24 protein-coding genes and 1 pseudogene are annotated in these 26,590 nt (G+C 62.9%); 14 read left to right on the top strand and 11 right to left on the bottom strand.

Features of this window, described 5'->3' with window-relative positions:
* The first annotated feature begins 55 nt into the window (after nt 1–55).
* From NX05_RS04520 to NX05_RS04550, 7 genes are all read left to right on the top strand, one after another.
* Nucleotides 56–892, top strand: coding sequence for a CPBP family intramembrane glutamic endopeptidase (locus NX05_RS04520; protein ID WP_039431834.1), 837 nt, complete (start codon nt 56–58; stop codon nt 890–892).
* A gap of 186 nt (nt 893–1,078) precedes the next feature.
* A complete protein-coding gene (locus tag NX05_RS04525; protein ID WP_039431832.1) occupies nt 1,079–1,885 on the top strand; it encodes a M48 family metallopeptidase in 807 nt (268 codons plus the stop codon).
* A gap of 276 nt (nt 1,886–2,161) precedes the next feature.
* The gene (locus NX05_RS04530) at nt 2,162–3,355 is read left to right on the top strand and encodes a tetratricopeptide repeat protein (protein WP_010376399.1); all 1,194 of its coding nucleotides are present in this window, start codon (nt 2,162–2,164) and stop codon (nt 3,353–3,355) included.
* Nucleotides 3,356–3,508: 153 nt separating this feature from the next.
* Complete coding sequence (locus tag NX05_RS04535; protein WP_039431830.1) at nt 3,509–4,180, top strand: energy transducer TonB; 672 nt, start codon at nt 3,509–3,511, stop codon at nt 4,178–4,180.
* Nucleotides 4,181–4,264: 84 nt separating this feature from the next.
* Nucleotides 4,265–5,026 carry a TonB-system energizer ExbB gene (exbB, locus tag NX05_RS04540; RefSeq protein WP_005912445.1) on the top strand — a complete coding sequence of 254 codons (762 nt, stop codon included), beginning with the start codon at nt 4,265–4,267 and terminating at the stop codon, nt 5,024–5,026.
* Nucleotides 5,027–5,072: 46 nt separating this feature from the next.
* Nucleotides 5,073–5,495: an ExbD/TolR family protein gene (locus NX05_RS04545; protein ID WP_010364790.1), complete on the top strand. Its 423-nt coding sequence runs from the start codon at nt 5,073–5,075 to the stop codon at nt 5,493–5,495.
* Between the two features lie 3 nt (nt 5,496–5,498).
* Nucleotides 5,499–5,912 (top strand): ExbD/TolR family protein, encoded by a 414-nt coding sequence (locus NX05_RS04550; protein WP_005912449.1) that lies wholly within the window; start codon nt 5,499–5,501, stop codon nt 5,910–5,912.
* Between the two features lie 409 nt (nt 5,913–6,321).
* On the opposite strand, the gene NX05_RS04555 is transcribed toward NX05_RS04550, so the two are convergent.
* The 3 genes from NX05_RS04555 to cls all read right to left on the bottom strand — a co-directional run bounded on the left by NX05_RS04555 (nt 6,322) and on the right by cls (nt 8,904).
* Nucleotides 6,322–7,089: a pyridoxine 5'-phosphate synthase gene (locus NX05_RS04555; protein WP_010364763.1), complete on the bottom strand. Its 768-nt coding sequence runs from the start codon at nt 7,087–7,089 to the stop codon at nt 6,322–6,324.
* Nucleotides 7,090–7,099: 10 nt separating this feature from the next.
* Entirely contained in the window at nt 7,100–7,369 is a 270-nt protein-coding gene (locus NX05_RS04560) for a hypothetical protein (protein ID WP_039431828.1), read from the bottom strand.
* Nucleotides 7,370–7,443: 74 nt separating this feature from the next.
* Nucleotides 7,444–8,904 carry a cardiolipin synthase gene (gene cls / locus NX05_RS04565; protein WP_010364759.1) on the bottom strand — a complete coding sequence of 487 codons (1,461 nt, stop codon included), beginning with the start codon at nt 8,902–8,904 and terminating at the stop codon, nt 7,444–7,446.
* Between the two features lie 472 nt (nt 8,905–9,376).
* Between cls and NX05_RS04570 the strand changes: the two genes are divergently transcribed.
* A complete protein-coding gene (locus tag NX05_RS04570; RefSeq protein WP_005927202.1) occupies nt 9,377–10,006 on the top strand; it encodes a hypothetical protein in 630 nt (209 codons plus the stop codon).
* The gene (locus tag NX05_RS04575; RefSeq protein ID WP_039431825.1) at nt 10,006–10,596 is read left to right on the top strand and encodes a hypothetical protein; all 591 of its coding nucleotides are present in this window, start codon (nt 10,006–10,008) and stop codon (nt 10,594–10,596) included. Before NX05_RS04570 ends, NX05_RS04575 begins: the two co-directional genes overlap by 1 nt.
* 132 nt (nt 10,597–10,728) lie before the next feature.
* Here the strand turns inward: NX05_RS04575 and NX05_RS04580 are convergent.
* The 3 genes and pseudogenes from NX05_RS04580 to NX05_RS04595 form a co-directional block, all read right to left on the bottom strand.
* Nucleotides 10,729–11,845: pseudogene (locus NX05_RS04580) on the bottom strand (PA0069 family radical SAM protein).
* A gap of 244 nt (nt 11,846–12,089) precedes the next feature.
* Entirely contained in the window at nt 12,090–12,791 is a 702-nt protein-coding gene (locus NX05_RS04585; protein WP_010376389.1) for a 2OG-Fe(II) oxygenase, read from the bottom strand.
* Nucleotides 12,792–13,037: 246 nt separating this feature from the next.
* Nucleotides 13,038–14,378 (bottom strand): outer membrane protein transport protein, encoded by a 1,341-nt coding sequence (locus NX05_RS04595; protein ID WP_039431821.1) that lies wholly within the window; start codon nt 14,376–14,378, stop codon nt 13,038–13,040.
* 218 nt (nt 14,379–14,596) lie between these two features.
* Between NX05_RS04595 and NX05_RS04600 the strand changes: the two genes are divergently transcribed.
* The 3 genes from NX05_RS04600 (at nt 14,597) to NX05_RS04610 (ending at nt 16,717) form a co-directional block, all read left to right on the top strand.
* The gene (locus tag NX05_RS04600; protein ID WP_010364746.1) at nt 14,597–15,289 is read left to right on the top strand and encodes a rhomboid family intramembrane serine protease; all 693 of its coding nucleotides are present in this window, start codon (nt 14,597–14,599) and stop codon (nt 15,287–15,289) included.
* 115 nt (nt 15,290–15,404) lie between these two features.
* Nucleotides 15,405–15,725 carry a DUF1820 family protein gene (locus NX05_RS04605; protein WP_008572943.1) on the top strand — a complete coding sequence of 107 codons (321 nt, stop codon included), beginning with the start codon at nt 15,405–15,407 and terminating at the stop codon, nt 15,723–15,725.
* Entirely contained in the window at nt 15,725–16,717 is a 993-nt protein-coding gene (locus tag NX05_RS04610; RefSeq protein ID WP_039431819.1) for a D-2-hydroxyacid dehydrogenase family protein, read from the top strand. The genes NX05_RS04605 and NX05_RS04610 overlap by 1 nt, the downstream gene beginning before the upstream one ends.
* Nucleotides 16,718–16,878: 161 nt before the next feature.
* On the opposite strand, the gene NX05_RS04615 is transcribed toward NX05_RS04610, so the two are convergent.
* On the bottom strand, nt 16,879–18,420 hold the full coding sequence (locus NX05_RS04615) for a S41 family peptidase (protein WP_039431817.1): 1,542 nt from the start codon (nt 18,418–18,420) through the stop codon (nt 16,879–16,881).
* A 104-nt stretch (nt 18,421–18,524) separates the two neighbouring features.
* Nucleotides 18,525–19,820, bottom strand: a complete 1,296-nt coding sequence (locus NX05_RS04620; protein ID WP_172645682.1) for a murein hydrolase activator EnvC family protein — start codon at nt 19,818–19,820, stop codon at nt 18,525–18,527.
* Between the two features lie 97 nt (nt 19,821–19,917).
* Here NX05_RS04620 and NX05_RS04625 point away from each other — a divergent pair, with 97 nt between their 5' ends.
* Both NX05_RS04625 and NX05_RS04630 read left to right on the top strand, forming a co-directional pair.
* Complete coding sequence (locus NX05_RS04625; RefSeq protein ID WP_039431814.1) at nt 19,918–20,574, top strand: DUF4097 family beta strand repeat-containing protein; 657 nt, start codon at nt 19,918–19,920, stop codon at nt 20,572–20,574.
* Nucleotides 20,575–20,729: 155 nt separating this feature from the next.
* Nucleotides 20,730–22,541 carry a M28 family metallopeptidase gene (locus NX05_RS04630; RefSeq protein WP_039431812.1) on the top strand — a complete coding sequence of 604 codons (1,812 nt, stop codon included), beginning with the start codon at nt 20,730–20,732 and terminating at the stop codon, nt 22,539–22,541.
* A 313-nt stretch (nt 22,542–22,854) separates the two neighbouring features.
* Here NX05_RS04630 and NX05_RS04635 read toward each other — a convergent pair whose 3' ends face one another.
* From NX05_RS04635 to NX05_RS04645, 3 genes are all read right to left on the bottom strand, one after another.
* On the bottom strand, nt 22,855–23,301 hold the full coding sequence (locus NX05_RS04635; RefSeq protein WP_039431810.1) for a PepSY domain-containing protein: 447 nt from the start codon (nt 23,299–23,301) through the stop codon (nt 22,855–22,857).
* A gap of 303 nt (nt 23,302–23,604) precedes the next feature.
* A complete protein-coding gene (locus NX05_RS04640) occupies nt 23,605–24,720 on the bottom strand; it encodes a glycoside hydrolase family 5 protein (protein ID WP_039431808.1) in 1,116 nt (371 codons plus the stop codon).
* Between the two features lie 625 nt (nt 24,721–25,345).
* Nucleotides 25,346–26,395: a glycoside hydrolase family 5 protein gene (locus NX05_RS04645; RefSeq protein ID WP_039431807.1), complete on the bottom strand. Its 1,050-nt coding sequence runs from the start codon at nt 26,393–26,395 to the stop codon at nt 25,346–25,348.
* Nucleotides 26,396–26,590: the final 195 nt, after the last annotated feature.

Genomic DNA, 26,590 nt, shown 5'->3' on the forward strand with positions numbered 1-26,590 from the left:
GGCGCGCACGTCGCACTCGCGGCGTGCTGCTCGGGGCGGTGTTCGCAGAACGACGATGAGCACAGATCTTCCACCTCCCCCGGCACCTCGCGCAGTTGCCGGCAAGCCGCCGCTGCTGCCTGTGCTCGTGGGGTTTTGGGTCGACGTGCTCATCGCCGCCGGCCTGTTGCTAACCCTCAGCGTGGCCGGCTTTGCGTTGTGGGGCGCGGTGCGTGGCTTCAGCCATGTACAGGCGGCCAAGGCGCAGGGCCTGACGCCGTCCTCCACCGAGGTGATGGCCGCCATCGGCCAACCCGGTGTGCTGGTGCAGCTGGTCACCGCGCTGGTCAGCACGGCCACGCCAGCGTTGCTGTTGTACTACTGGCGTCGTCGTGCCACTGCCGCCGAACAGGCCGCCTCGCGGACTGCCGCGCGCCGCCCCTCCACCTGGGGCTGGACCGCCTTGATCGCCGCCGCCGTCTTCCTGCTCAGCAATCTGGTCAGCGTGGCGGCTTCGGCCCTGGGCATTAAACCGGTGCCCACCAACCTGCCGTTGATGGAAGAAGCGCTCCAGCAATGGCCGCTGGCATTGACCTTGTTTGCGGTGGTCATCGCGCCGACCTACGAAGAGCTGCTGTTCCGCCGCGTGCTGTTTGGTCGCTTGCTCAGTGCCGGCCGCCCATGGCTGGGTATCGTCCTGAGCGGCGCGATTTTCGCCCTGGTGCATGAAGTTCCCGGTATCAGCGGTAATGGCCCTGCCGCCATCGCCCAGCTGTGGCTGGTGTACGGCAGTATGGGCGCGGCGTTCGCGTGGCTGTATTGGCGCACCGGCACGCTGTGGGCCCCGATCGCTGCGCATGGCATCAATAACGCCACCGCGCTGGCGGCGTTGTACTTTTTCGGGCTCGGCTGAGCGCGAATAGCGGCGACCTGCGACTGCCCTGCCGTCGCAACGCGACGGTACCTGATTACGGAATGACCCCGCACGCTCTGGCCCAATCGCTACCGGGCAAGCACGCCCCGGTAGCCGCACGCAGCCGCTTGACGAAATGTTAAGACGAGCCTGCCAAAATGGCCGGATGGTTCTAGGGGGATCCGAATGAAAGCTAGGCTGTTGACCGTTGTTGCCGTGCTTGCACTGACGGCGTGTGCCACCACAACTTCGCCAACCGGCCGCCGACAGGTGGTCGGTGGCGTGTCGCAACAGCAATTAGACCAGTTGGGCGCGCAATCTTTCGCGCAGACCAAGGCCAAGGAAAAAGTCAGTACCGACGGCAAGCAGAATGCCTACGTGCAGTGCGTGGTCAACGCACTGGTGGCACAGCTGCCACCGCAATGGCGCGAAACCAAGTGGGAAACCGCGCTGTTCGTGGATAACGAAGCAAACGCGTTCGCCCTGCCCGGTGGCAAGGTCGGGGTGAACACCGGCATCTTCACCGTGGCCAAGACCCAGGATCAGCTCGCGGCTGTGCTCGGACACGAGATCGGCCACGTCATCTCGCGCCATCACGAAGAGCGCATCACCCGTCAGCTTGGCGCGCAAGCCGGTCTGGGCATCATCGGCGCGCTTGCCGGCGCCGCCTATGGCGACGGCGCGGCCAGCGCGGTCAAACAGGTTGGCGGTATGACCGCCCAGACAGTGTTTCTGCTGCCTGGCTCGCGTACCCAGGAAAGCGAAGCCGATGTGGTCGGTCAGCGACTGATGGCCCAGGCCGGTTTCGATCCGGCGCAGGCGGTAACGCTATGGCAGAACATGATGGCCGCCAGCGGCAATCGCCAACCGCAGTGGCTGTCGACCCACCCCGATCCTGCCAACCGCATCCGCGAACTGCAGGCCGACGTTGGTCAGCTTGAACCGGTGTACCAGCAGGCCAAGCAAGCCGGGCGCGTGCCACGTTGTGGCTAGAGCCGCTAACAGCATCCACGCGGCTTCTGTTGTTCCGTGCGGGTACTGACCTGAATTCAACGCCTGCCTCGTTACACTGCGGGCGCAGGTGTTGCGACCGGTCACTGAATGTTAGCTGTGCTAAGACTTGTTTACCCCGTTGCCGTTTGTCACACCACAACATGGAAACCGTTTTCGAGAACTGAGACTTTCTGCTAAGTTTGCCGGCCCAGATTTTTCGTACAGCGCCCATTCCGCTTTTCGTACCGCCCGACGGCGGATCGTCCGAGGTGAAACATGAAACTGCTCAACCGCAAGCAAGCCCTGTTGTCCTTGTTCATTGCCGCGTCGCTGGGTGGGGCTGTCATTACCGATGCGGTCGCGCAGTCGGACCGTTCTTCCGAACGCGCCAGCCGTAAATCCAAAAGCGGCAAGGCCGAGGAGCTGTACCCACAGTCGACCCGTCAGGCACCGACGATCAAGCCGTCCTCCAAGTTGAGCAGCAAGCTGCAGAAGCTGATCGAAACCTTCAACAAGGGCGAAGACTATCCGGGCGTGCGCAGCCAGGCCGATGAGATCCTGGCCAACAGCGCTGCCAACGAAGCCGACAAGGCGTTGGCCGCACAGCTGGCTGCCCAGGCCGCTTACAACCTGGACGACACCGCCGCTGCCAAGAAGTATCTGCAGCAGGCCATCGGCCTGAACGCGCTGGACAACAACGGCCAGTTCCAGTCAATGCTGATGCTGGCCCAGTTGCAGCTGCAGGACGACCAGAAGGCCGAAGGTCTGGCCACGCTGGACAAGTACCTGGAAGAGAGCAAGTCGCAGCGTCCGGAAGATCTGATCCTCAAGGGTCAGGCGCTGTACCAGGCCGAGCGCTACAAGGAAGCGATTCCGGTGCTGAAGCAGGCTATTGCCGCTTCGCCCGAGCCGAAGGACACCTGGAACCAGCTGCTGATGGCGTCCTATGCCGAAGCTGGCCAGACCGGCGAGGCCGTCGCTGCCGCCGAAGCGCTTGCCGCCAAGACGCCCAACGACAAGAAGGCCCAGCTCAACCTGGCCAGCATGTACATGCAGGCCGACCAGATGGAAAAGGCCGCAGCCGTGATGGACAAGCTGCGTGCCGCCGGGCAGTTGACCGAAGAAAAGGAATACAAGCAGTTGTATTCCATCTACGCCAACACCGAGAACAAAGAAAAGGACGTCATCGCGGTTATCAATGAAGGTATGCAAAAAGGCATCCTCAAGCCTGATTATCAGACATACCTCGCATTGGCACAGTCGTATTACTACAGCGACGATGTGCCGAAGGCGATCGAAAACTGGCAGAAGGCCGCACCGCTTTCCAAGGATGGCGAGACGTATTTAAATCTGGCCAAGGTGCTGCACTCGGAAGGTCGCATCCCGGAGGCCAAGCAGGCCGCACAGCAGGCGATCGCCAAGGGTGTTAAAAAACCAGAAGACGCCAAGAAGATCATCAACCTGAAGTAAAAAAAGAAAATAAACCCCCGAAATCCCTGTGTTTTTAGTGGTTACAGGACTCGGGATTGGTATAAGCTTGGGAGTTCCTGCGGTGTCAAAACCGTCCGAAAACCTGGGGATCATCACAGTGATCCGGGCCCCCACTGAAAGAGCCATTGGCGCATGACGGAACAACTCGTTATCCACAGGCATGACTATGATGCCGGGAACCAGGGTCTGAGCTGGGCCCGCATTATCGGCATTGCTTTTGTAATTGCTTTGCACCTCACTGCACTGATGATGTTGCTGATCCCTGCAGTGGCGCCGAAGGTTCCGGCAGAGAAGGAGCGCACCACCATGGTTACCTTGGTGGATGCACCGCCTCCTCCTCCCCCGCCGCCGCCGCCGCCGCCGCCGGAAGACAAGCCGCCACCGCCGGTCAAGAATCTGTCGCCGCCGAAGCCGTCACCGGTTCCGCCGCCGCCGGAAGCTCCGGTGGTCGACGTTCCCGACCCGCGTCCGAGCGATATCGTCACGCCGCCCAGCCCGCCGAGCCCTCCGGCTCCGCCGAGCGACATTGGCGCCAGCGTCGATATCTCGTCCAAGAACATGAACCCACCGAAGTACCCGCCGGCGGCATTCCGTGCCGGTGTCCAAGGTGAGGTCATCCTGATCGTGGATGTGGATGCCAGCGGCAACGTGACCAATGTGTCGGTCGAAAAGTCCAGCCGCAACCGCGACCTTGACCGTGCCGCGATGGACGCAGCACGCAAGTGGAAGTTCAACGCTTCCACTGTCAACGGGCAGAAAGCCGCCGGACGTGTCCGCGTCCCGGTCAACTTTGCTCTGAACTGATCCACGGGCCGGCTACGGTCGGCCCAGGATCCTGTCTTCCTTTCGCTCCACCCTTCATCACCACACACAACAAAGGTAAGCGTCATGCTGCAGGAATTCTTTATCGCCGCCGCTGCAGGGGGCTCCAATCCGTCGGCCGCTCTGTCGCAGATGGGCTTCGAGCACTTGATCACCGAAATGACCTCCAGCCCCGGCGATTTCGCCGTGTCTTGGGTCGTGTTGATCACCCTGATCGCCATGTCCGCTGCCTCCTGGTACTGGACTGTCATCAACATCTTCCGTGCCACACGTCTGAAGAGCGCGGCTGACCGCGTCACCACCGCGTTCTGGGATGCCCCGAATGCACAGGACGCCATCCGCGCGATGGAAGAACAGCCGGCTTCCGAGCCGTTCTCCAAGATCGCACTAGACGCAGCCCAGGCTGCTGCTCACCACCAGCGCGCCGAAGGCAGCACCGGTGGCCTGGGCGAGAGCCTGAGCCGTTCGGAGTTCGTCGACCGCGCCCTGCGTCAGGCCGTGACCCGCGAAAGCACCAAGCTGCAGTCGGGCATGACCCTGCTGGCCACCGTCGGTGCGACCGCACCGTTCGTCGGTCTGCTCGGTACCGTGTGGGGCATCTACGGCGCGCTGATCAAAATCGGTGCAACCGGTTCGGCCTCCATCGACGCCGTTGCCGGCCCGGTGGGTGAAGCGCTGATCATGACCGCGATCGGTCTGTTCGTCGCCATCCCCGCCGTGTTCGCGTTCAACTTCTTCTCCAAGGTCAACAGCTCGGTGATCGCCAAGTTCGACACCTTCGCCCACGACCTGCACGACTTCTTCGCCACCGGTTCGCGCGTTCGCTAATCCGGTTGTAAAGAACGACTTCGCAACGATTTAGACGGAGCCCGTTATGGCCTTCAGTAGTGGAAACAGCGGTGGCCCGATGGCCGACATCAATGTGACGCCCCTGGTGGACGTCATGCTGGTGCTGCTGATCATCTTCATCATTACGGCGCCGCTGATGTCCCATAAGGTCAAGGTGGAGCTGCCACAGGCCAACTTGATCCAGAAGGAAGATGCGGAGAAACGCGCCGCGCCGATCACTCTGGCCGTCAAGGAAGATGGGTCGCTGTACTGGAACGACGAGCCGATTTCCAAGGAAGCCTTGGAGTCGCGCCTGTCCACCGCAGCACAGCAGACCCCGCAGCCGCCGCTCAATTTGCGTGGCGACCGCACGACCAAGATGCGTACGATCAACGAGATCACCAAGATCGCGCAGGGTCAGGGCATGCTGGACGTCGGTTTCGTTGCAACCAAAGTGAAGGGGCAGTAAGCCATGGCATTTAGTACTGGTGGAAGCCGTGGGCCGATGGCCGACATCAACGTCACGCCCCTCGTGGACGTGATGCTGGTGCTGCTGATCATCTTCATCGTCACCGCGCCGATCATGACCTATCCGATCGCCGTGGACCTGCCGCAGCGGGTGCTCAACCCGCCACCGCAGACGACCGAACCGCCGCCGCCGATCGAGTTGCGTATCGACGCCAGCAACCAGGTGTTCTGGAACAACAGTCCGACTCCGGTCGATGTGTTGCAACAGAAGATGGAAGAAGTGGTGCAGGCCGATCCGACCAATCAGCCGGAACTACGCATCGATGCAAATCCGGATGCGGAGTACGAAGTGATGGCGAAGGTGCTGGCCGCTGCGAAGAACTCGCAGATGAAGAAAATCGGCTTCATGCAGCAGTAAACGTCTCTGCAAGACCGCAACACAACAGTCATGACGCGACTGCAACGCCACCGGAAACGGTGGCGTTTTTTTCTGCTGTGTGGGTAGTGGTAGTTGTAAACATGGCTGTGGCGCAGCGATCTCGATCACATTGCTCCTGGCGGCTGAGCAGCCAGTGCATTAGAACGTTGCCGGCTTATCTGGTTGGCGCGGTGCCAGATGGCACGCGACAAAGTGGCCACGTGCTGATTCGATGCGCGCGGCCATCGTCCATTCCCTGTGGATTACCTTGCATCGCCTGCGGCGAGCTGCTGTCTGCCTACTACCCCAATAACAGGCGTGTCCTTCGCCGCTGCATCAAACGACACCGCCACTGCGTCGCCATGCCAACCAGCGTTCGCGCACGATCGACTGTCGGCATTGCGCCAAATCAGGCGGTAAAGCGACCGCCGCGCAAAATCTCGACGTACGCGCGCACGCTCGCATCCAACCCTTGATATAAGGCTTCGCTGATCAAGGCGTGGCCGATGGATACTTCCAGCACGCCCGGAACTGTGGCGAGAAAATCGCCGAGATTGGCTTGCGATAAATCGTGTCCGGCATTGATGCCCAGGCCGGCGGCACTGGCACGCTGCGCGGCATCGGCGAACAGTGCCAATGCGGTATCTGCCTGCCCGCTGGCATGCGCGTACGCATATGGGCCGGTGTACAACTCGATGCGGTCTGCGCCCAATGCGGCTGCGCGGGCGATGTCCGGGTTACCGGCATCGACGAACAGGCTGACACGGCTACCGACCGCCTTGAACGCGGCGATCAGCGCGGCAAGTTGCCTGGTGTCCTGCGCAAAATCGAAGCCATGGTCGGAGGTCAGTTGCCCGTCGCCATCCGGCACCAGCGTGATCTGCTCCGGGCGCGTGGCGCGGCACAACTCCAGCAACCCCGGATAGCCCGCGCGCGGCGGCGCGAACGGGTTGCCTTCGATATTGAATTCCACCGCATGCGCACGCGTCAGCGCGCTCAGTGCGAAGACGTCGTCGGCGCGGATATGGCGCTGGTTCGGGCGCGGGTGCACGGTGATGCCGTGCGCACCGGCGGCGATGCAGGTGCGTGCAGCTTGCACCACGTCCGGGTCGGTGCCGCCGCGCGAATTGCGTAGCACCGCGATCTTGTTGACGTTAACGCTGAGCCGAGTGGTCATACGGCGGTCATCAGGCCTGCGGCTCGTTGTCGCGTGCAGCGGCCAGTGCAGCCGACTTGCGTGCTTCTGCCAGCTCGCGCAGGCGGCGCAGCTCGGCCGGGTCGATCATGCTGCTGGTGTCGCGTTGGGTGTCGTCCATGCGCGAGGCGAACCAGCCGCGTGTCCACAGCAGCAGTAGCAGCAATGCCACCAGCAGCGAAACCACCAGCAACCACACGTGCGGCGTGCTGAAGGCCAGCACCAGCGCACCCAGTGCCATAAGCAGAAACAGCCAGTGCATGACGAGCTCCCCGTTGAGTGGCGGCAGTGTAACGCCGTGCCCGGCGTGGTTCCACGTGGGCACCGCGCCGTTGGTCAGAGCAGCGGCGATAACAGCCGCGCGAAGGCTTCCGGCAGGCGTGAACGCCATAACGGCCGATGCCGCACGAAACGCACTTCCTGCGCCTGTTCCATGTCGGCGCCGATCAGCCCTGCCATCTCTGCCGCCACTGCCTGGTCGCGGAACAGCATCGACAATTCGAAATTGAGCCGGAAGCTGCGACTGTCGAAATTGGCGCTGCCGACGATGCAGACATCGTCGTCGGCCAGCAGCGCCTTGGTGTGCAACATGCGCGGGCCGTACTCGTAGATGCGCACGCCGGCTTCCAGCAGCTCGTCGAAATACGAGCGTGCCGCGTAGGTGACCAGGCGCGAATCGCTCAGCCGCGGCACCAGCAGGCGCACGTCCAGCCCGCCAAGCGCGGCCGAGGTCAGCGCCATGCGCGCGGCTTCGCCGGGGACGAAATACGGGGTGACCAGCCACACGCGGTGCTTGGCCTCATGGATGGCTGCGACCATCAGGCGGTGGATCGCTTCCCAGGACGAATCCGGGCCAGACACCAGCACCTGCGCATCCACCGTGCCTTGCGCACGGGTGGGCACATCGTCCGGCCAGAGCTGCTGGCCATGGAATGCGGCGCGGCCCTGGCCGGTGGCATAGAGCCAGTCTTCCAGGAAAACCAGCTGCAGGCTGCGCACCACATGGCCCTGCAGGCGCACGTGCAGGTCGCGATAGGCATCTTTGCGCACCTGCTCGTTTTCATCGTCGGTGACGTTGATGCCGCCGGTGAAGCCGACTCGGCCATCGATGACGATCACCTTGCGGTGGGTGCGCAGGTTCAACCACGGGCGCTTGAACGGCTTGAGCAGCTGCGAGGGATGAAACCAGGCGGTTTCCACTCCGGCCTCGCGCAGCGTGCGCAACACGCGCCGGGTCATCGCCGATGAGCCGATCGCATCCATCAGCAGCCGCACCCTGACTCCGGCGCGGGCACGTTCCATCAGCGCAGCGCAGATCGCGGTGCCGCTGCGGTCGGGCTGGAAGATGTAGTACTCCAGATGGATGTGGTCGCGCGCATCACGGATCGCTTCGATGATGGCGGCGTACGTGGCAGCGCCATCCACCAGCCAGTGCACTTCTGTGGCGCTGCTGGGCGCCAGCCCGGTGGTGGATTGGGCGATCTTGGCCAGCTCTGTGCAGTCGGCATCCGGCGGGCAGACGCTGCTGTAGCTCTCCATGCCCGAGCGCGAGCGCCCGCGCCGCAGCCGCTGGCGTTTGACCTTTTGCGGGCCCAGCCAGTAGTAGATCAACAGCCCCAGATACGGCAGCGCCGCCAGCGACAGCACCCAACTCAGCGTGGCCACCGGCTCGCGCTTTTGCAGCACGATCCAGGCGGCGATCCACAGCAGGTACAGCACATAGGCGGCGAGAAGGAGCGCTTCGAGGTGGGGAGTGTTGGCCAGCCAATCCCACGCGCCCTGTGCAAATGCGAGCATGCGCGGATTCTAAGAGCCGCTGCAGCGGTCTGACGGGCGCCTGGACTGCCGCAGTGCTGCTCGAGCTCCGATGATCGCGCGTGATTGTTCGCAGGATGCTCGGACATCACAACGATCTAATGTGATCAAGCTCGACCTTCGCAAATGACGCCTGGATTGAGGTTTGACGGTAGCCATGAAGGCAGTGACACTCGTGCAGCAGGGGATCGAAACGGAGCTTTTGATGATGAAGATGATCGCAATGTTCAGCAGCTTGGTGCTCTTAGGATTTGTCGGAAAAGCCACTGCAAATGACATTCACTTCTGCGATTCGTGCACGCAGACGCAGCGAGGAGTACTAGCAACTCAGCTGACTTCCGGTCTTGGCCAAGTCTACATCGGTGATCGCACCACAGGCGTTCCATACCTCTACACAGTCAATACTGTAAACGGCCCCGTCTCGGTGGCACCACCCGGGATTCAGGAGCAGCCCGTGTCTCAAGCGGATGCCGACCAATTCGCCATCTACTCGTCGGTGTATCGGAGCTATGGAAATATTGGCACGCTCAACGTAAAGATCGACTTGGCGAATGGAACTGTTGCACCGAGTTCGGTCAGCCGAATGGTTGAGGTGGCGTCCGACGAGTCGTCTGCCTTCGCCAGCGCCTTCGACGTACGCCGGGAAGGTGCGACCCGTCAACAAGTCATCCAGTGGCTTGAAAAAAACGACTGGCAAGTGCCCAATACTGGCGAGAATTTCATCTTTTTCATCCAACAGGTTCTCTCCAACGCCTATAAATGGAGGAGTTCGGAGGACTACAGCATCCGCATCGATACCACGTTCAACGACAAGAGCAGAGCGATCTTCGCCTATGATTCCGCAAAGCGCGCCATTGTTTACGTTGAAGCCTACGATTCGGCGGGCAATCTCATTGGGACGTCCAGCAGTGAGCCGATCAATGTCGATTACAGCTCCTACGAAAGCCCGGGCGCAGCATCTCGGCCCGACTACCAGCGCGGCATAGACTGGCTCACGTCAAGTGGTGCAGCCACCATCTCTGGAGGCACAGTCACGGTAGGTAGTGGCACTGTCCTTGTCGGTGATGTGGTCCAAGTCAAATAATGAGGACCATCCGCATCAGGGAGCGCAGGTTAAGCCTGCGCTTTCGCGAAACAGTTCTGCTCGCGGGAACGTTGGCTTGCTCTGTGCTCTTTGTGGCGACTCAACGCCAGATCGGACTGCTGTGCTATGCAGTAGCTCCCATTCTGCTTTTAGCTTTTTTTCTGCTGCAAGCAGATTTGGTGTGGCGTGGACATAAGACCGCTGGGGCGGCCTTCATCATGGCTGTTGCTGCTTGGCTGACGTTTTCAGCCCTCGCGACCTATGCCTTCTCTGGCTTGGTACACGTCCACATTTTTTTGGTCACCTGGCTTAAATCGCTTCTGGGAGCAGGCTTCTTTGCCGCTCTCTTTTCTCTTTCAGTGCTGCTTGCTAGGAAACGATCGATGAGCCTCTATTGGTATTTGGCTGGAAGCTTAGCGGTCGTGATCGCAGCGGCAGCAGTGCATCCGGGAAACTCCGACGACATCACTGTTCACTGCGAAAGAGGCAGCTGTGCTGCTGGAATTATCGCTTTTTGGCCCGGTGCTTTCCAAGCTGCGGACGGAAAGCGCCCTATCTCCGTTGTCCTTCCTCAATCCGGCGGTGATTGACAGTAAGCAATCCTGGTCGATCGGTCCAACATTGCAAATAAACATAGCCTAACGATTGGATGTGCACTGCTATTTCGGATCCGGGGCTTCAACGTGGCGGGGTGCAATTAACCCCGACCTCGGAATACCCGCCTATCTCCCCATAACGATAGGAGGCACTGCGATTAGCCGGCGTCGAACTAGCCTGGGCAATCGCCCGAACCCAAGGCGCCGATACGCGATGGAGAACCGCTGCGCGATCAGTTCCGCAAACGGACCCTCGCCGACCATGCGCTTGCCGAACCGGCTGTCGTAGTCCTTGCCGCCGCGCATCTGCTGGATCAGGCTCATGACATGCTTGGCGCGATCCGGATAGTGCAGCTCAAGCCACTCGCGCCATAACTGGGTGAGTTCGTGCGGCAAGCGCAACAACGTAACCGGCCGAACGTGCGCCGTGGGCTGCGGCCGCGTCCAGGATGCGCTCCAGTTCCTGGTCGTTGATCATCGGGATGACCGGAGCGACCAGCACGCCCACCGGTACGCCGGCAGCGTGTAGCGCCTGCATGGCGCGCAGTCGCGCATGCGGCGCGGCGGCGCGCGGCTCCATCTTCGCCGCGAGCCGATTGTCGAGCGTGGTGATCGAGAAATACACCGACACCAGGTTGTGCTGCGCCATCTCGGCCAGCACATCGATGTCGCGTTCGATCAACGCCGCCTTGGTCACGAAGCTGACCGGGTGGCGGGCCTCTGCAAGCACTTCCAGGCATTGGCGGGAAATGTGCAGGCGCCGCTCGGCGGGCTGGTAGGCGTCGGTATTGATCCCCAACGCGATCGGCGAGCACTGGTAGGACGGGCGTGCGATCTCCGCGCGCAGCAGCGCGGCCGCATTCGGCTTGGCGAAGATGCGCGTTTCGAAATCCAGCCCCGGCGACAGATCCAGATAGGCGTGCGAGGGCCTGGCAAAGCAGTACACGCAGCCGTGCTCACATCCGCGGTATGGGTTCACCGACTGCGAGAACCCGATGTCGGGCGAGTTGTTGCGGCTGATGATGTTGCGCGCGATTTCCTCGGCCACCACGGTCTTGGGACGCATGGCAGTCTCGCCGTCGGCATCGAGCGCGCCCCAGCCATCGTCTATCTCGACGGCGGTGGTGACCGAGAAACGACCGGGCACGTAGGCGGTGGTGCCGCGCCCCTTGATGACCGTGCGCGAGCTGCGGACATCGCGCTCAGCTGCCGCGCTCGCGCCGGGGAAAGAGTTCTTCTGCATGCCGTTAGTATTCTTACTAACGACGCCCGGTGCAAGCGACGTGTACCGGTCCAGGGAGCGAGCACAACTGCTACGACGCAGTGCAGGGCGCAGTCGCAGCGGGGGAATGGAGAATCGGGAAACGGAAATCGGCAACAGCAACAGCAACAGCAACAGCAACAGCAACAGCAACAGCAACAGCAACAGCAACAGCAACAGCAGAAAGCGCCGCCGTTGCGATTCCCCATTCCCTATTCCCGATTCCCTATTCCCCGCCGTAAAGCGCCTGCGCCGACTGAAACAAAATCCAGCTCGTCGCAATGAACTTGTCACCGCCGACCGGGCGGTTGCCGCGGTGGGTGTGGGTGAAGGCGGTGGGGGCAATCAGCAGGCTGCCGGTGCGTGGGCGGGCCTTGCGTTGCTGGAACAGGAATTCGGTTTCGCCTTGCGCGAAGTCGTCGTTGAGATACAGCGTCCACAGCAGATGCCGATGCAGCGTGTCGGCGCTGGCATCGCGCGGATACAGCTCGCAATGCCAATACGGGTAGCCGCCCTGATCGGCGGTATACCACTGCAGATTGATCGCGCCCGGGCGCAGGCAGGTGCGCGTCAGATCGCCCAACGCCTGGTCGCTCATCTGCACGATGTCCTCGGCCACCAGGCGATGCGGTGTGCCATCGGCGGTGGTCACCTGCAGCATCAGCGGTGAGATCAGGGCCTGCGGATACTGCCGCAGATAGCTGAGCACGCCGTCGAACACGGCCTGCTGCAGGCGGCTTTCCACTTCCGCCCATTCGGCCATGCCACTGATGCGCAGGTCACGACTATGTTTGAGGTCGGGGAACACACCGCCACCGATGCGGCCTGGATGCAGTTGCTGGCTCTGGCGCATGCGTTGCACGATGGCCGCGCAATCTTCGCGCGAGACGGCGTTGTCGGTGATCTGGATGAAGTCGGGTTGGCTCATGCGCCTGACCATAGCAATCTGGCGCGCCGGCTGCAGCGTTCGCCATGCATGGCGCACAAGCGGGATCCGCACGCGACGTTGTCGACATCACCAATGCGTGGCCACGTGGCGATACCGCGCAAGGTGGTGAAGCGCGGTGCCTTGCCCGCTTCGCTGGTTGCTGGTTGCGCGTGTTGGGCGTGCAACGCAGCAAAGAAAAACCCCGCCGAAGCGGGGTTTTTCGTCAAACAACGCAGGCTGCGACGATCAGAACTTGTAGTTGATCGAAGCGGCAAGCACGTCGCCCTTCACGTCGTAGCTGCCAGCCAGACGGTCGCCGGTGGCGCTGCGGGTGTCGCTGGTCGGGTCGCTGGTGAACAGGTGGGTGTAACCGAAGTTGTACTCGGTCTGCGCCGACGGACGCCAGCTCATGCCCAGCGAAACCCACTTGCGGCTCGCGTCCGGCACGCGCACGTCGCGGTGTTCGGCGGTGGTCGGGGTCTGGTCGTATGCCAGGCCGCCGCGCAGGGTCACCGTATCGCTCATGCGGTAGTCGGCACCGATCGAGGCGAAGGTGGTGTCGCGGTAGGAGAAGTCCAGCACGCTGTCGGGCTGGTTGGAGGCGAAGTCCACGGTCACCTGGTCGAACTTGCTCCAGGCGGTGCGGGTGACATCGGCCATGATCGACCACTGCTCGTTCACGTTATGCGTGAAGCTGGCGGTGGCGCTGGCCGGCAGCTTGACGGTGGCGCGGCCCTTGGTGTCGACGAAGGTGCCCGGTGCGGCAACCGCGAGCACGGCAGCAGCGTTACCCGGTGTGGTGAAGTCGGCGGTGCCGTCGGTGATCTTGTGGTCCACCTGCGAGCGGTAGCTGAAGCCGATGTGGGTGTTCTCATCGATGCTGAACAAGCCACCCAGGGTGAAGCCCACTTCGGTGCTGTCGCCCTTGATGCGCGAGTAGCCATCGGCACTGCCCGGCGCGAAGCCCGGCACGCGGCGCGCGGCCAGCACGCTGCCGAAATCGACGGCGTTGGCCAGGTCGATATCCAGACGCTCGGCGAACACAGAGGCACCGAAGGACACGTACGGGTTCACGTCATAGGAGAACGCGACGTTGAAGTCGATCGCCTGCAGCTCGGTCTTGGTGCCGTGGTAGCGGCCGACCCAGTCGCGGTCGTATTCGGTCTTGAAGCCGAACGGCGCGGTCAGCGAGGTACCCAGGTGCATGTTGTCGTTCTCGCCGAACGGCACGTGGAAGTACATCGCCGGGACCGGTGCGATCATGCCGGCATCGCCGCCGTTGCCGCCGGAGACCGGAGCGCCGTTGGCATAGTTGGCTGACTCAGGCTGGAACTTGGCCGAGAAGCTGATGGCGCTGACGTCGGCCTGGAACAGGCGACCGTCCAGCTGGCGCATACCGGCCGGGTTGTTGACGATGATCGAGGCATCGTCCGGGGCGCTGCCCGAACCTGCGAATGCGCGGCCGAGACCCTTGGCGCTGTTTTCCTTCAGCTGGAATGCGGCGCCGTGCGCCTGACCAACGGCCAGCACGCCAGCGATACCGACGGCCAACAGGGTGGCGCGGCTGAGAGTGGAAGCAGTAGACATAAGTTGTAGCTCTCCGGATAAGGACTGCAATGGTCGATTCAGCGCCCGCGTCCAGCACCAATCCAGTGCCCGGAGCGCGCCGGAGACCCCCCCCCGACATACGACGCCGTACGCAGTATACCTATGGCGATTAACCGAACAATAACGAATCGCACGCTGAACGTGGCATCAGGTTAGGGTTGGGTTCAGCGGCGCGGACCGGCTATTGTCCCCGTCCGATGTTCGTCTCTCTTCCTTCCCGCAAAAAACCCACGCCGCGCTGGGCGGTGCCGCTGCTGTTCGCGACCGTGTGGCTGGCGTATCTGTGGTCGATCAGTCGGCCGGGCGAGGCGCGCAATACGCTGTGGCTGGACTGGGGCGCACTTTCCAGTGGCGTCTCCAATCTGGGCGACTGGTGGGCCACCTTGCGCGACGGCAGCGTGCTGCGCCTGTTCACTGCGCTGTTCCTGCACGCCGATTGGTCGCATCTGCTCGGCAACCTGGTGTTCTTGCTGATCTTCGGGCTGCCGGCCGAGCGCATCCTTGGCCCATGGCGGTTATTGCTGCTGTTTCTGGTCGGCGGCGCGGCCTCCAACCTGGCGGCGATCTTTGCCATCGGCACCCCAGACCGCGTGATCATCGGTGCATCGGGCGCGGTGTCGGCGTTGATCGGCACCTATCTGGCGCTGTTTCCGGGCGCCAAGCTGGGCGTGGTGCTGCCGCTGGGCGTGTTTCTGGAATTCATCCGGGTGCCGGCGCCGCTGTTGATCGGCGCCTGGGCAATGCTGCAGGTGGTGTTCGCCTACATCGGCCCGGCCTTCGGCATGGTGGCGTGGTCGGCGCATATCGCCGGCTTTGTATTCGGCATCGTGTACGGCTTGTCGGTGCGCGCGGCGATCGCGCGGCGGCTGCGCAAGCGCCACGGCTTCTGAGGCGCGCAGCGCACCGGGCGTTGGGCTGAGCAGGCTCTGAGCGCTGCGCTGCGGAGCCAGTAACGCGCGATGCCGCGCACTTCGGCGGCCAGGCGGGCGCGCCTATAATCGCGGCATGTCCAAGTCTCTGTACAAAGTCACCTTCCTCAATCACGGCAAGGTGTACGAGCTCTACGCGCGTGAGGTCACCGGCAGCCATCTGTGGGGCTTCAACCAGATCGGCGAGCTGGTGTTCGACGTGCACGATGGGCTGGTGGTGGACCCCACCGAAGAACGCCTGCGCGAAGAATTCGGCAACACCAAGACCTTGCACCTGCCGATGCAGAGCATCGTGCGGATCGAAGAGGTCGAGAAAAAAGGCCAGTCGGTGATTCGCGATGCCACCACCGGCGACAAGGTGGTCACTCCGTTCCCCTCGCCGATCAAGCCACGCTGATGCGCATCCTGGTGCCCGACGACTATCAGGGTGCTGTGGCTCAGCTGCCCTTTGTGCAGCGCATGCAAGGTCACCAGGTGCAGGTAATAGGCGCACTGGACGAGCATCTCGATGCGCGTGTTGCGTGGCTGGCCGACGCCGATGCGGTGGTGCTGATCCGCGAGCGCACGCGGGTGGATGCGGCGCTGCTGCAACGGCTGCCACGGCTGAAACTGATCAGCCAAACCGGGCGGGTGGGCGCGCATGTGGATGTGGCGGCGTGTACCGCGCTGGGTGTGGCAGTCGCTGAAGGCGTGGGTTCGCCGGTGGCACCGGCCGAGCTGACCTGGGCATTGATCCTGTCGGTCAGTCGTCGGCTGACCGAGTACCAGCATGCCTTGCAGCAAGGCCGATGGCAGGCACTGGGCGATCCCGGCTTGGGCCGCGTGCTGCACGGGCGCACGTTGGGGATCTGGAGTTACGGACGGATTGGCCAACGCGTGGCCGGCTTCGGGCGCGCCTTCGGCATGCAGGTGTTGGTGTGGGGCGGCGAGGCGTCTTGTGCGCAGGCAGCGCGCGACGGCTTCGCGATTGCGGGCAGCCGCGAAGAACTGTTCGAACGCAGCGATGTGCTGTCGCTGCATCGGCGGCTGACTGCGCAGACGCGGCATGACATCACCGCACAGGATCTGGCGCGCATGCGTGGCGATGCGTTGCTGGTCAACACCAGCCGTGCCGAATTGATTGCGCCTGGCGCATTGCTCGCTGCGTTGGATGCTGGCCGGCCCGGGTACGCCGCGCTGGATGTGTTCGAACACGAGCCGGTGCTGGACCCACACGATCCGCTGCTGCTGCACCCGCGCGTGTTGGCAACGCCGCATCTGGGCTATGTGGAACGCGACAGCTACGCGCTGTATTTCGACGCGGCGTTCGACAACGTGCTGGCGTTTGCCGCGGGCACGCCGCGCAATCTGGTCAATCCCGAGGTATTGGCGACAACGCAGCGGGTGTGATCCCCGCTGGATTAGCGCGGCCTTGAAGCAACCGACAAGACGCGTGCGCTGCTGCCACGTAAGCGGCGGCCAGTGTTGGGCGCGGCACGTACTCGCCCACCGATTCCTGCGCGCCGAGCAGACCTACGTCACGACAAGGCGCGCAGGTCTGTTGCCCATTCTTAGTTGACCGGCTCGGTGGTCTTCTCTGCTGGCGTCGGCGTCGGCGTCGGCGTCGGCGTCGGCGTCGGCGGTTCGGCTGGCGCAGCGGGTGCAGCCGCAGGCTTGGCTTTGCCTGCCGGTTCGGCCGATTTGGGCTTGTCTGTGGTTGCCGGGCGCGCTGCGGCAGGCTTGGCCTCGGCACCGGCCTTGACTGCCTTCGCCTTCTGCGCGGCCTGCGCCTTGGCCTTGCGTGCAGCTTGCGCCTTGGCAGCGGAGCCGGGTTGCTTGAGTTCGGCCAGGGCTTCGCTGATCGGGCCGTCGCCCGGCAGTACGTCGCCGGCGCTGTAGCCCTCTTCGCCTTCGTCGTCGCCGCGCAGGTGGCCTGGCAAGGTGGCCTCGCTGTAGTCGGTCAGGCTGGCCGGCACATCGGCATCGCCCGGCTGCGGCTCGGGGGTGAGCATCACGTCCGGCACGATGCCGCTGGCCTGGATCGACTTTCCACTGGGCGTGTAATAGCGCGCGGTGGTGAGCTTGACCGAGTCGCCGTTGTCCAGCGGCAGCACGGTCTGCACCGAGCCCTTGCCGAAGGTGCGGCTGCCGATGATGCGTGCGCGTTTGTTATCGCGCAGCGCGCCAGCCAGCACTTCGGAGGCACTGGCCGAGCCGGCGTCCACCAGCACCACGACCGGTGCGCCATTGAGCAGGTCGCCCGGGGTGGCGTCGAACTTGGCATCGCTGATCGAGATGCGCCCGCGCGTGCTGACGATATTGCCTTTGTCGAGCAGATCGTCGGCCACCTGCACCGCCGAGGTCAGCAGACCGCCGGGGTTGCTGCGCAGATCCAGCACCAGGCCGCGCAACTTGCCGCCGGCCTGCAGCTGCTTGAGGTTCTTCTGGAAGTCGGCACCTGTATCAGCCTGGAAGGTGCTGATGCGGATATAGCCGTATCCCTGCTCCAGCATCTTGCTACGCACGCTGGCCACGCGGATGGTTTCGCGCTGCAGGGTCACATCGAACGGCTTGGGCGTCTTGTCGCGCACGATGGTCAGGACCACCTTGCTGCCGGATTCGCCGCGCAGCGGTTCCATTGCTTTGCTGGCATCGATCGGCTTGCCGTCGATGGCCACGATCACATCGCCGGCGCGGATGCCGGCGCGCGCGGCCGGGGTGTCGTCGATCGGCGCGATCACCTTCAGCGTGTTGTCCTGTTGCTGCAGCAATTCCACGCCGATGCCGTCGTAAGCGCCGGTGGCCTGTTCGTCGAAGGCTTCGGCGTCTTCCTTGTCGAAATAGGTGCTGTGCGGGTCCAGATCAGAAAGCAGGCCGCGCACCGCGGCGTGCATCAGCTTCTTGTCTTCGACCGGGTCGACGTAGGCCTGCTTGACCGCGTTGTACACCGCCACGAAGCGGCGGATCTCGTCCAGCGGCACCTTGGAAACAGCAGCTTCATTGGCTTCCGGATCGTCCGCGGTGGCCCGGGCGGCGGGGCCGGCCTTCTGCGCCCAACCGGGCGACGCGAACAGGGCCAGCGACAGGGCAACGGACAGGACGGCTACGCGCATGAAGCACTCCGACAAGAGATAAAGGCGCCCCGCAGCGCGGAGCTGACCGGATTATGCGCGAAGCCGCGGTAAATCCGCGTTGAATTGCGGGCGGTGCGCGGCGCTCAGCGGCGTTGCAGCCAGCTCGATGGATCCACCGGTTGGCCGTTGCGACGCAATTCGAAGTACAGCGCCGGCACGCCCTGCCCGCCCGAACTGCCGACCTTGGCCACCGCTTCGCCGCGTTTGATCGACGCACCGGCATCGCGCAGCAAGGTGTCGTTATGCGCGTACAGGCTCATGTAGCCGTTGCCGTGGTCCACGATCAGGATCATGCCGTAGCCGGTCATCCAGTCGGAAAACACCACCGTGCCATCGGCCACTGCGGTGACCGTGGTGCCCTTGGGCGCGCCGATCAGCACGCCCTTGCTGGTATGGCCATCGGGCAATGTGGCATTGAAGCGCGCCAGCAGATTGCCCGACACCGGCCAGCTGAGCCCACCGACCTTGGGGGCCGGTGCACTGGCGACGACCTTTGGTGGCGTCTTGCCGGGGCGATCGGGGCGCTCGGTTTTACCGCGTTTTGCCTGTGCAGCGGCTTCGGCGGCAGCGCGTTTGGCGGCAGCGCGACGTTCGGCTTCGGCCTTGGCGGCGGCGCGCAGATTGGCGAGCAGCTGCTCCAGCGCCTTGGCATCCTGGCCGATCGCCTTTTCGCGTTCAGCGCGTTGTTTGTAGCGATCGTCCAGTTGCGCGACGGTGGCCGCTTGTTGCGAACGATCTTTCTGTAACGTGGCGGCCTGCGCCTTTTGCTGCGCACGCGCTGCATCCAGCGCCTGGCGCCGGGTGGCGATGTCCTGTTCCACTTTCGTCAGTGCATCCAGCTGTTTGGTCAAGGCGTGGATGCGCTGCGCACGCGCGTTTTGCACATACCGGTGATCGGCCAGCATGCGCGTGGCATCGCCAACGGTGTCTTGCGACAGCAGCACTTTCAACGGCGCGTTGCGGCCTACCTGATCGGCCGCACGCAATAATGCCGCCAGCTGCGCGCGCTGGTTTTGCAGGCCACGCTGCAACTGCGCGCGTTCTTGCTGAAGAGTGGAAAGATGTTGTTCCTGCGCGCGCATTGCCGCTTCGGTCTCGCTCAATGCGCGTGCGGTCTTTGCCACTTTCTCATCGGCCTGGCGCAACTGTTGCGCAGCGGTGCCGCGCTTGCCTTCCAGCTCGCGCCGATCGGCGCTGATGGTCTTGAGCTCATCGCGCAGCTGCTGCAGTTTGCGTTCGGTCTCGCGTTGGCTCTGCGCGCTTGCGCCCACGCTGCCCAGCAACGTGCAGGCCAGCGCGCACGCTGCCAGCCACATCTGTCCACGCCCGGTGGCAGGAGCGAGCGGCGAGCGCGGCAGCGGTGCGGGCGAAGGGGGCAACGAAAGATCCAGTGACTTCAGGCAGGTGCGCGATTGTAGCCAAGCATGATGTGATCGCCGCCACGCCCCAGACAACCGCCGCCGCGCGAGGTTCAGCATGAAGCCCCAACTTCTCCTCTTGGCACTGACCCTGGTCTGCACGAGTGCCTGGGCCGACGACGACGTGAGCAAGGTCAACGGCCGCATCAGCGCCGACGCCGGCAAGACCTATGGCTCGCTGGAAACGGTGAACGGCTCCATCGAGATCGGCGCCGGTGCACAAACCAAGAACGTGGAAACCGTCAATGGCGGCATCCGCATCGGCGATAACGCGCGCACCGGTGGCGTGGAAACCGTCAACGGGGCGATTACCTTGGGCCAGAAAGTGACCGTGTCCGGCGGGCTGGAAACGGTCAACGGCAGCGTCCTCACCGAGCGCGGCAGCCAGGTCAGTGGTGGCGTGGAAACCGTGAACGGCAGCATCGGCTTGGTGGGAACCGAGCTCGGCAAGAGCATTGAGACGGTCAACGGCGATATCACAGTCGGGGTGGGGTCGCATGTGCGCGGCGGCATCAAAGTGACCAAGCCAAGCTTCGGTTTTTCGTTCCAGACCGCGCGCACGCCGCGCGTAGTGATCGGCCCGAACGCGGTGGTCGATGGACCGCTGCACTTTGAGCGCGAGGTCACCCTGTATGTTCACCGCAGCGCCAAGATCGGCGCGGTGAGCGGCGCCACGGCACGCAGCTTCGACGGCGAGGTGGCGCCCAAGGACTGACGCGTTCGCACGCATCTGCACCTGCGTGCGCGGGGGCAAGGGCGTCTGCTTCTGGCGCCCTGCCGGCAATGTTGACGCAGCACACCCAGCCACGCGCTCACCTCACCATGCTGCACACCCTCTAAGATCGGGATTCCGCCGCACGAGGAGTTCCGATGCCCCGCAAGATCCTGTTGTGCCTGGCCGCGACGCTGGCCCTGGCTGGCTGCAAACGCGAACCCGCCGATGCGCCGCAAGCGCCCACGACGCAGACGCCTGCCGATAGCGCCCCCAGCGCGCCGGTCAGTCGCCACACTTTCTCTCCGGAGCTGACCACCGGCGATTTCGCCGAACTGGTCAAGACGCTGGCGTCGGACGACTTCGAAGGCCGCGGCCCGGGCACGCCCGGCGAAGAAAAGACCGTGACCTATATCCGCGACCAGATGCAGCGCATCGGGCTGCAGCCGGGCAATGGCGACAGCTGGTTCCAGGAGGTGCCGATGGTGGAAACCACCGCCGATGCATCTACCGCGCCCAGTCTGCGCAGTGGCGACAAGACCCGCGCGCTGGCGTTCGGCACCGACATCGTGGTCGGCACGCGCACCGGTCAGGCCGAGGTCAAGCTGGACAACAGCGAGCTGGTGTTCGTCGGTTATGGCGTGGATGCGCCCGAGCAGCAGTGGAACGACTACGCCGGCCAGGATTGGAAGGGCAAGACGGTGGTGATGTTCGTCAACGACCCGGGCTTCCACACCGACGACCCCACGTTGTTCAACGGCAAGCGCATGACCTACTACGGGCGCTGGACCTACAAGTTCGAAGAAGCCGCACGCAAGGGCGCGGCGGCGGCGTTGGTCGTGCACGACACGCCCGGCGCCAGTTACGGCTGGGATGTGGTGAAAAATTCCTGGTCCGGCCCGCAATACGATCTGCCGGCCAAGGACGACCCCGACCCGCGCCTGCCGGTGCAGGGCTGGATCAGCGCCGACACCGCCAAGCAGTTGTTCGCCAATGCCGGGCTGGACCTGGCGCAGGCCTACAAGGACGCCAGCAAGCGCGGCTTCAAACCGGTGCCGTTGAAGGCCAGCTGGTCGGTGGATCTGAAGAGCAGCATTGCCGAAAAGACCTCACGCAACGTGGTCGGCGTGCTGCCGGGCACCAGCCACGCTGATGAGGCGGTGCTGTACATGGCGCACTGGGATCACCTGGGCAAGCATCCGGGCGAAAGCGGCGACAACATCTACAACGGCGCGGTGGACAACGCCACCGGTGTGGCCGGCATCCTGGAAATTGCCGATGCATTCGCGCATCAGGATCCCAAGCCTGCGCGGTCGGTGGTGTTCCTGGCAGTGACGCTGGAAGAATCCGGCTTGCTCGGTTCCAAGTATTACGTGGCCAACCCGAGCTTCCCGCTGGACAAGATCGCTGCGGTGATCAATCTGGATGCGATGTCGGTGGCCGGACGCGCGCGCGATGTCACCGTGGTGGGCATGGGCAGCTCGGAGCTGGAGGACATCCTCAAGCCGATCGCCGCGATGCAGGGACGCACCCTGCACCCTGAAGCCACGCCGCAAAGCGGCTCGTACTTCCGCTCGGATCACTTCAACTTCGCCAAGGCCGGCGTGCCGGCCTTGTATGCCGATGGCGGCGAAGACCTGCGCGAAGGCGGCACTGCCGCCGGACGTGCCGCGGCCGAGGACTACGGACGCCATCGTTATCACGCGCCCGGCGACGAATACGACGCCGCCACCTGGAAGCTTGACGGCACCATCGAAGACCTGCAGGTGGTCTATGGCGTGGGCAAGGAAGTGGCAGCCGGTGAACGTTGGCCCAACTGGTACCCCGGCAACCCGTTCAAGGCCGCGCGCGACCGCATGATGGCTGGCAAGCCCGGCGCAGGCGCGGCGACTGCGCAGCCCGCTGGCCAAAAAGCCAGCGACGCTGAGACCACGGCCACGAATGCGAAGAACGCCAAGTCCGCACGTTGAGGCCTGTGGATGCGTTGCTGCTGGTAGCAGCAACGCATCGGCAAAGTGGGTCCGCCGCAAGCAGTGAGAAACACGTGTCATGCAAAGGGCCTCCATTCGGAGGCCCTTTGCGTTGCTGGGTTATGTCAGGCGTTTGGCCGATGGCTTCGCCACATTGCGCACACATGATTTCGCGCGATTGGTCGCTTGCTGTGGCTGCGTGCATGTGCGGACAAGCGCACTGCGAATAAAAAAGTGGAGTGGCAATGGCGCGTTGGCAGATGCATCTGCATGCACCACCCTGCCCTACCCGCTGAGCGCGATGTGTTGACCCTCAATCGTTATCCACACTCACCACGTGTCCATCCTCCGGATCCACGTGTAGTTCAACCTTCTGCCCGTTGCGCTTGGCATCGGCCTTCCACAGGCCGTCCTTGAACTTGAGGTCATGCACGTCCGCATAGCCACCGGTAGAGAGCGCTGCGCTCACATCGGCTTCGCTGAGCTTGGAGGTGGTCTGGTCGCCGTAGACGCGGCCAGTGAGCGGGTCGATGTGCACGTCCACGTCCTTGCCATCGCCACTACGTGCGTCTGCCTTCCAGACACCATGCTCGAACTTGACGTCGTGCACCTTCGTATAGCCCTTCGCGGTGAGCATGCTGCTGACCTCGACGGAAGTGAGCGGCTTGGCCGGCTTGTCGGCTGCCGCCTGTGCAAACGCACCGTGCGACGCCAAAGCCAGTGCACCGATCAGCGCGGTCTTCATCAATCGCTGTGTCATGAGAATGCTCCTGCTGTGAAGTGCGCCCATGCTGGCGGGCACATAATCGCAATCAGGTGAAAACGTGCAAGCAGCCGCGACGAAAGTTCAGTTAGCTGAAATACCGAAGCGCCCATTCACCGGCAATGCACGCGTTGTTTACGTCGGGATGAACAAAAGGTTGAGCGCGCCGCGATGGCGCTTATCTGCAATGCGAATACCATGCACTGTGCGGTTGCGTCGCGATCTTGCAGATCACCCACACCACGCGCGCTGCGTGCATTCAAAAGACAAAGCCGCCTTGCGGCGGCCTTGTGGCTGATATCAGCGTGTCGTGCGTGCAGTGGAGGTGCTTGTCTTTGAGGTCGCTGTAGCGGAAGTCACCGGCGCCCGCGTGGCTTGTGCAGCCTGCGGTGACAGAATCGCCATCTGCGGCTTGTCGGTGCCATCCTTGTTGGGGTGCACGTTGTACGCGTAGCTGAGGTTCCACCACGAACCGGCCCCCCAACAGGTCCAACCCAGCCAGACATCTGCGTTGCTTTCCATGTGCGCCAACATGCCCTTCAGCGCCTGGTTGCAGACCGCATTGTTGACGCTGCCGAATTCGGCCAGAAAGCCGCGCTTGCGGTTGGTGCGCAGCCACTGCGTGAAGTTGCGCAGGCGCTCGGCGCCAATGGTGCTGCTGACACAGGTGCTGCCGGTGCCGCTGGAATCGGCATCCAGATACTGATGCACTTCGAAGGCGTAGCGATCGAGCGGGTCGTAGATGGACGTCAGCGCGGTGGCGTTGGAGTAGCCATCGTTCGTGGGGGAAGACCAACTGTGCGCGCCGGTCCACAATGTGCCGGGCACCAGAATCAGGTTATTGGCACCGGTCCTGCGGATGGCATCGATGGCGGCCTGCGCTGCGCCGGCCCATTCGCTGGCCGAAATATTATTGGGTTCATTCATCAGCCCGAACATCACCGCATTGTCGCTTTTGAACGCCAGGGCCAGACGGCGCCATAGATCGGTAAACGCGGCCACAGGTACTTCCGGGCTGCCGATCTTGTAGCCGTAATACTTTGCGTAGTTATGGATATCGATGACCAGATACATGCCGGCTGCCTTGGAGCGCGTCACAGCCTGTTGCAGCAACGCCAGCTGGGTCGGATCCAGGTCGCCGCGCGCGGTGGGCTGCAGTCGTTCCCACAAAATCGGCAGGCGGATGGTATTCATGCCAACGCCGGCGAAATGGGTGTAATCGCTGGCCGAGGCGTACATATAGTCCTTGTTAAGGACTCCGGGCCTTTTGGACGATGCGAACTCGGCACCGGAGAGATTGACTCCCGCATAGGTGAGCGCGCGCGTCTCCGCGTGGGCAAGCGAGACGCTACCAAAAACAATGAAAAACACAGCATATTGCAGCAGCGTACGCAGAGATAAAGACAGAGCGGACATGACATAACTCCTTCGGCGGCGAGCGAGATTTAAGGGAAGGGCTTACGCGTTTAGCGGGATGCGCTGCATCCGCCTGAGTCATTGCATATGCCGTGCCAATCGCCGAAAGTGGTTATAGAGCGCCAATATGCGAATTGCATCGCAGTCATACTCTGCAAGGCGCTTTGTTGAGATTGATAGGCCGCACAAAATCGCCTGGTATCGCGCGTTGCTCGCGCAATTGCGGCGTGGGTGTGTCCGCGCTGTCGATTTTGCGTCGTATGGAAGCGTCTACCGTCACTGCCATGACGTCATGTCTATGACGCTACGCCGCATTAAAAATGCCACTGATAATGCCGGCATAGGTTTCTCCTCAAAATGCGAGGAGACAGCGATAAAAGCGGTAATGCTCAGCCCGGTAGAAAGCGCATGCTCGCTACCGGACAGAAGAGTGATGCATGCGGTGACGATTGCATTCCGTGCCCGCACGCGTCTTGACTAGCGCTGTCGTTGCCGACAACAGCTGAAACACCAGCGTGCAGTCATCAGGCGGGCGCGGCAGTCGCGTGGCATGGCCCACGTACGCTGTGGTTTCTGCACCATCCGCGCCCACCTGACCACTGCTCGCTAGCGGTGTGGGCCGTGCTTAATCGGTAATCCGGCGCGCATGTCGGCTTAATAGCGACATCTGCGGCTTGTCTCGCCCTTGCGCATCCGGTTGCACGTTGAACGGATACGCCCGGCTCCACCACGTGCCTGCCGCCCACCAGGACCAGCCCATCCACACATCGCTATTGGATTCCATGTAGCCCAGCATGCCGTTGAGCGCGCGCTTGCAGGTGGCCGTGTTGCCGGTACCGAATTCGGCAAGGAACCCGTGTTTTTTGTTCAGGCGCAGCCACTCGGTGAAGCTGCGCAGGCGCTCGGCCCCGACCTTGGCGTTGACGCAACCGCCGCTGGTACCGCTGGAATCGGCATCCAGGTATTGATGCGCTTCGATGGCATACCGATTGAGCGGGTCGCGAATGGACGCCATCGCCACTGCATTGGATTGTCCGGCCACCGTGGAGTACCAGCTGTGCGCGCCTGTCCATAAGGCGCCTGGTACCAGAATCAGATTGGTGGCGCCGGTTTTACGAATGGTGTCGATCGACGCCTGCGCGGCCGCCGCCCACGCTTGCGGACTGATGTCGCAAGGCTCATTCATCAGCCCGAAAATCACGGCGTTGTCGCCCTTGAAGGCAATCGCCAGCCGTCGCCACAAATCGTTGAAGGTGCTGATCGGCACTCTCGTGCTGCCGATGGTGTGGCCGTAATACTTGGCGTAGTTGTGCACATCCACAATCACGTACATTTTTGCTGCCTTGGCATTGGCGACCGCCTGCCGGATCAACGCTAGTTGTGCCGGGTCCAGCTCGCCACCCGCCTTGGGCTGCAGCCGTTCCCACAGGATCGGCAAGCGCACGGTGTTCATTTGCTTGCCGGCGAAGTAGGCGTATTCATCGGCCGCCGGATAGTGATAGTCGATGTTGAGCACGCCGGGCATTTGCGAGGAATTGATTTCGGCACCGGATAGATTGACGCCTGCATATTTGAGTCCGCTGTCTTGCGCCTGGGCGAGCGGCATGACGGCAAGCAGTAGCAAAGACAGCGCGCGGCAATGCAGCCGGCGCTTGCGCGTGGTGATGGATTTCATGGGGAAACTCCTGAGACTTCTGCGTGCGAGAGACGTGTGCAAGGACGACGTGCCGAGATGGGCATGAGGGATGGTCTGATCAACGCGACCGGAAAACGAAGCAACCGCATCCGCCGCGCTGAGGGCGCTCAAATCGCCGATTTTTTGCCGGTTTCGGCCGTTTGCGGGGTGTTGCCTGGGTTACAGGCACAGCTT

This window comes from Xanthomonas vasicola (genome assembly GCF_000772705.2).
Classification (GTDB): domain Bacteria; phylum Pseudomonadota; class Gammaproteobacteria; order Xanthomonadales; family Xanthomonadaceae; genus Xanthomonas; species Xanthomonas vasicola.

Bases quoted from the DNA above. Each gene is read 5' to 3' on its own strand.
- NX05_RS04550 (WP_005912449.1), top strand. From the start codon at position 5,499: ATGGCATTTAGTACTGGTGGAAGCCGTGGGCCGATGGCCGACATCAAC.
- NX05_RS04645 (WP_039431807.1), bottom strand. From the start codon at position 26,395: ATGAAATCCATCACCACGCGCAAGCGCCGGCTGCATTGCCGCGCGCTG.
- NX05_RS04535 (WP_039431830.1), top strand. From the start codon at position 3,509: ATGACGGAACAACTCGTTATCCACAGGCATGACTATGATGCCGGGAAC.
- NX05_RS04530 (WP_010376399.1), top strand. From the start codon at position 2,162: ATGAAACTGCTCAACCGCAAGCAAGCCCTGTTGTCCTTGTTCATTGCC.
- NX05_RS04635 (WP_039431810.1), bottom strand. From the start codon at position 23,301: ATGACACAGCGATTGATGAAGACCGCGCTGATCGGTGCACTGGCTTTG.
- NX05_RS04595 (WP_039431821.1), bottom strand. From the start codon at position 14,378: ATGTCTACTGCTTCCACTCTCAGCCGCGCCACCCTGTTGGCCGTCGGT.
- NX05_RS04575 (WP_039431825.1), top strand. From the start codon at position 10,006: ATGAGGACCATCCGCATCAGGGAGCGCAGGTTAAGCCTGCGCTTTCGC.
- NX05_RS04610 (WP_039431819.1), top strand. From the start codon at position 15,725: ATGCGCATCCTGGTGCCCGACGACTATCAGGGTGCTGTGGCTCAGCTG.
- NX05_RS04630 (WP_039431812.1), top strand. From the start codon at position 20,730: ATGCCCCGCAAGATCCTGTTGTGCCTGGCCGCGACGCTGGCCCTGGCT.
- NX05_RS04605 (WP_008572943.1), top strand. From the start codon at position 15,405: ATGTCCAAGTCTCTGTACAAAGTCACCTTCCTCAATCACGGCAAGGTG.
- NX05_RS04520 (WP_039431834.1), top strand. From the start codon at position 56: ATGAGCACAGATCTTCCACCTCCCCCGGCACCTCGCGCAGTTGCCGGC.
- NX05_RS04600 (WP_010364746.1), top strand. From the start codon at position 14,597: ATGTTCGTCTCTCTTCCTTCCCGCAAAAAACCCACGCCGCGCTGGGCG.
- NX05_RS04625 (WP_039431814.1), top strand. From the start codon at position 19,918: ATGAAGCCCCAACTTCTCCTCTTGGCACTGACCCTGGTCTGCACGAGT.
- NX05_RS04545 (WP_010364790.1), top strand. From the start codon at position 5,073: ATGGCCTTCAGTAGTGGAAACAGCGGTGGCCCGATGGCCGACATCAAT.
- exbB (WP_005912445.1), top strand. From the start codon at position 4,265: ATGCTGCAGGAATTCTTTATCGCCGCCGCTGCAGGGGGCTCCAATCCG.
- cls (WP_010364759.1), bottom strand. From the start codon at position 8,904: ATGCTCGCATTTGCACAGGGCGCGTGGGATTGGCTGGCCAACACTCCC.
- NX05_RS04560 (WP_039431828.1), bottom strand. From the start codon at position 7,369: ATGCACTGGCTGTTTCTGCTTATGGCACTGGGTGCGCTGGTGCTGGCC.
- NX05_RS04640 (WP_039431808.1), bottom strand. From the start codon at position 24,720: ATGTCCGCTCTGTCTTTATCTCTGCGTACGCTGCTGCAATATGCTGTG.
- NX05_RS04585 (WP_010376389.1), bottom strand. From the start codon at position 12,791: ATGAGCCAACCCGACTTCATCCAGATCACCGACAACGCCGTCTCGCGC.
- NX05_RS04525 (WP_039431832.1), top strand. From the start codon at position 1,079: ATGAAAGCTAGGCTGTTGACCGTTGTTGCCGTGCTTGCACTGACGGCG.
- NX05_RS04615 (WP_039431817.1), bottom strand. From the start codon at position 18,420: ATGCGCGTAGCCGTCCTGTCCGTTGCCCTGTCGCTGGCCCTGTTCGCG.
- NX05_RS04555 (WP_010364763.1), bottom strand. From the start codon at position 7,089: ATGACCACTCGGCTCAGCGTTAACGTCAACAAGATCGCGGTGCTACGC.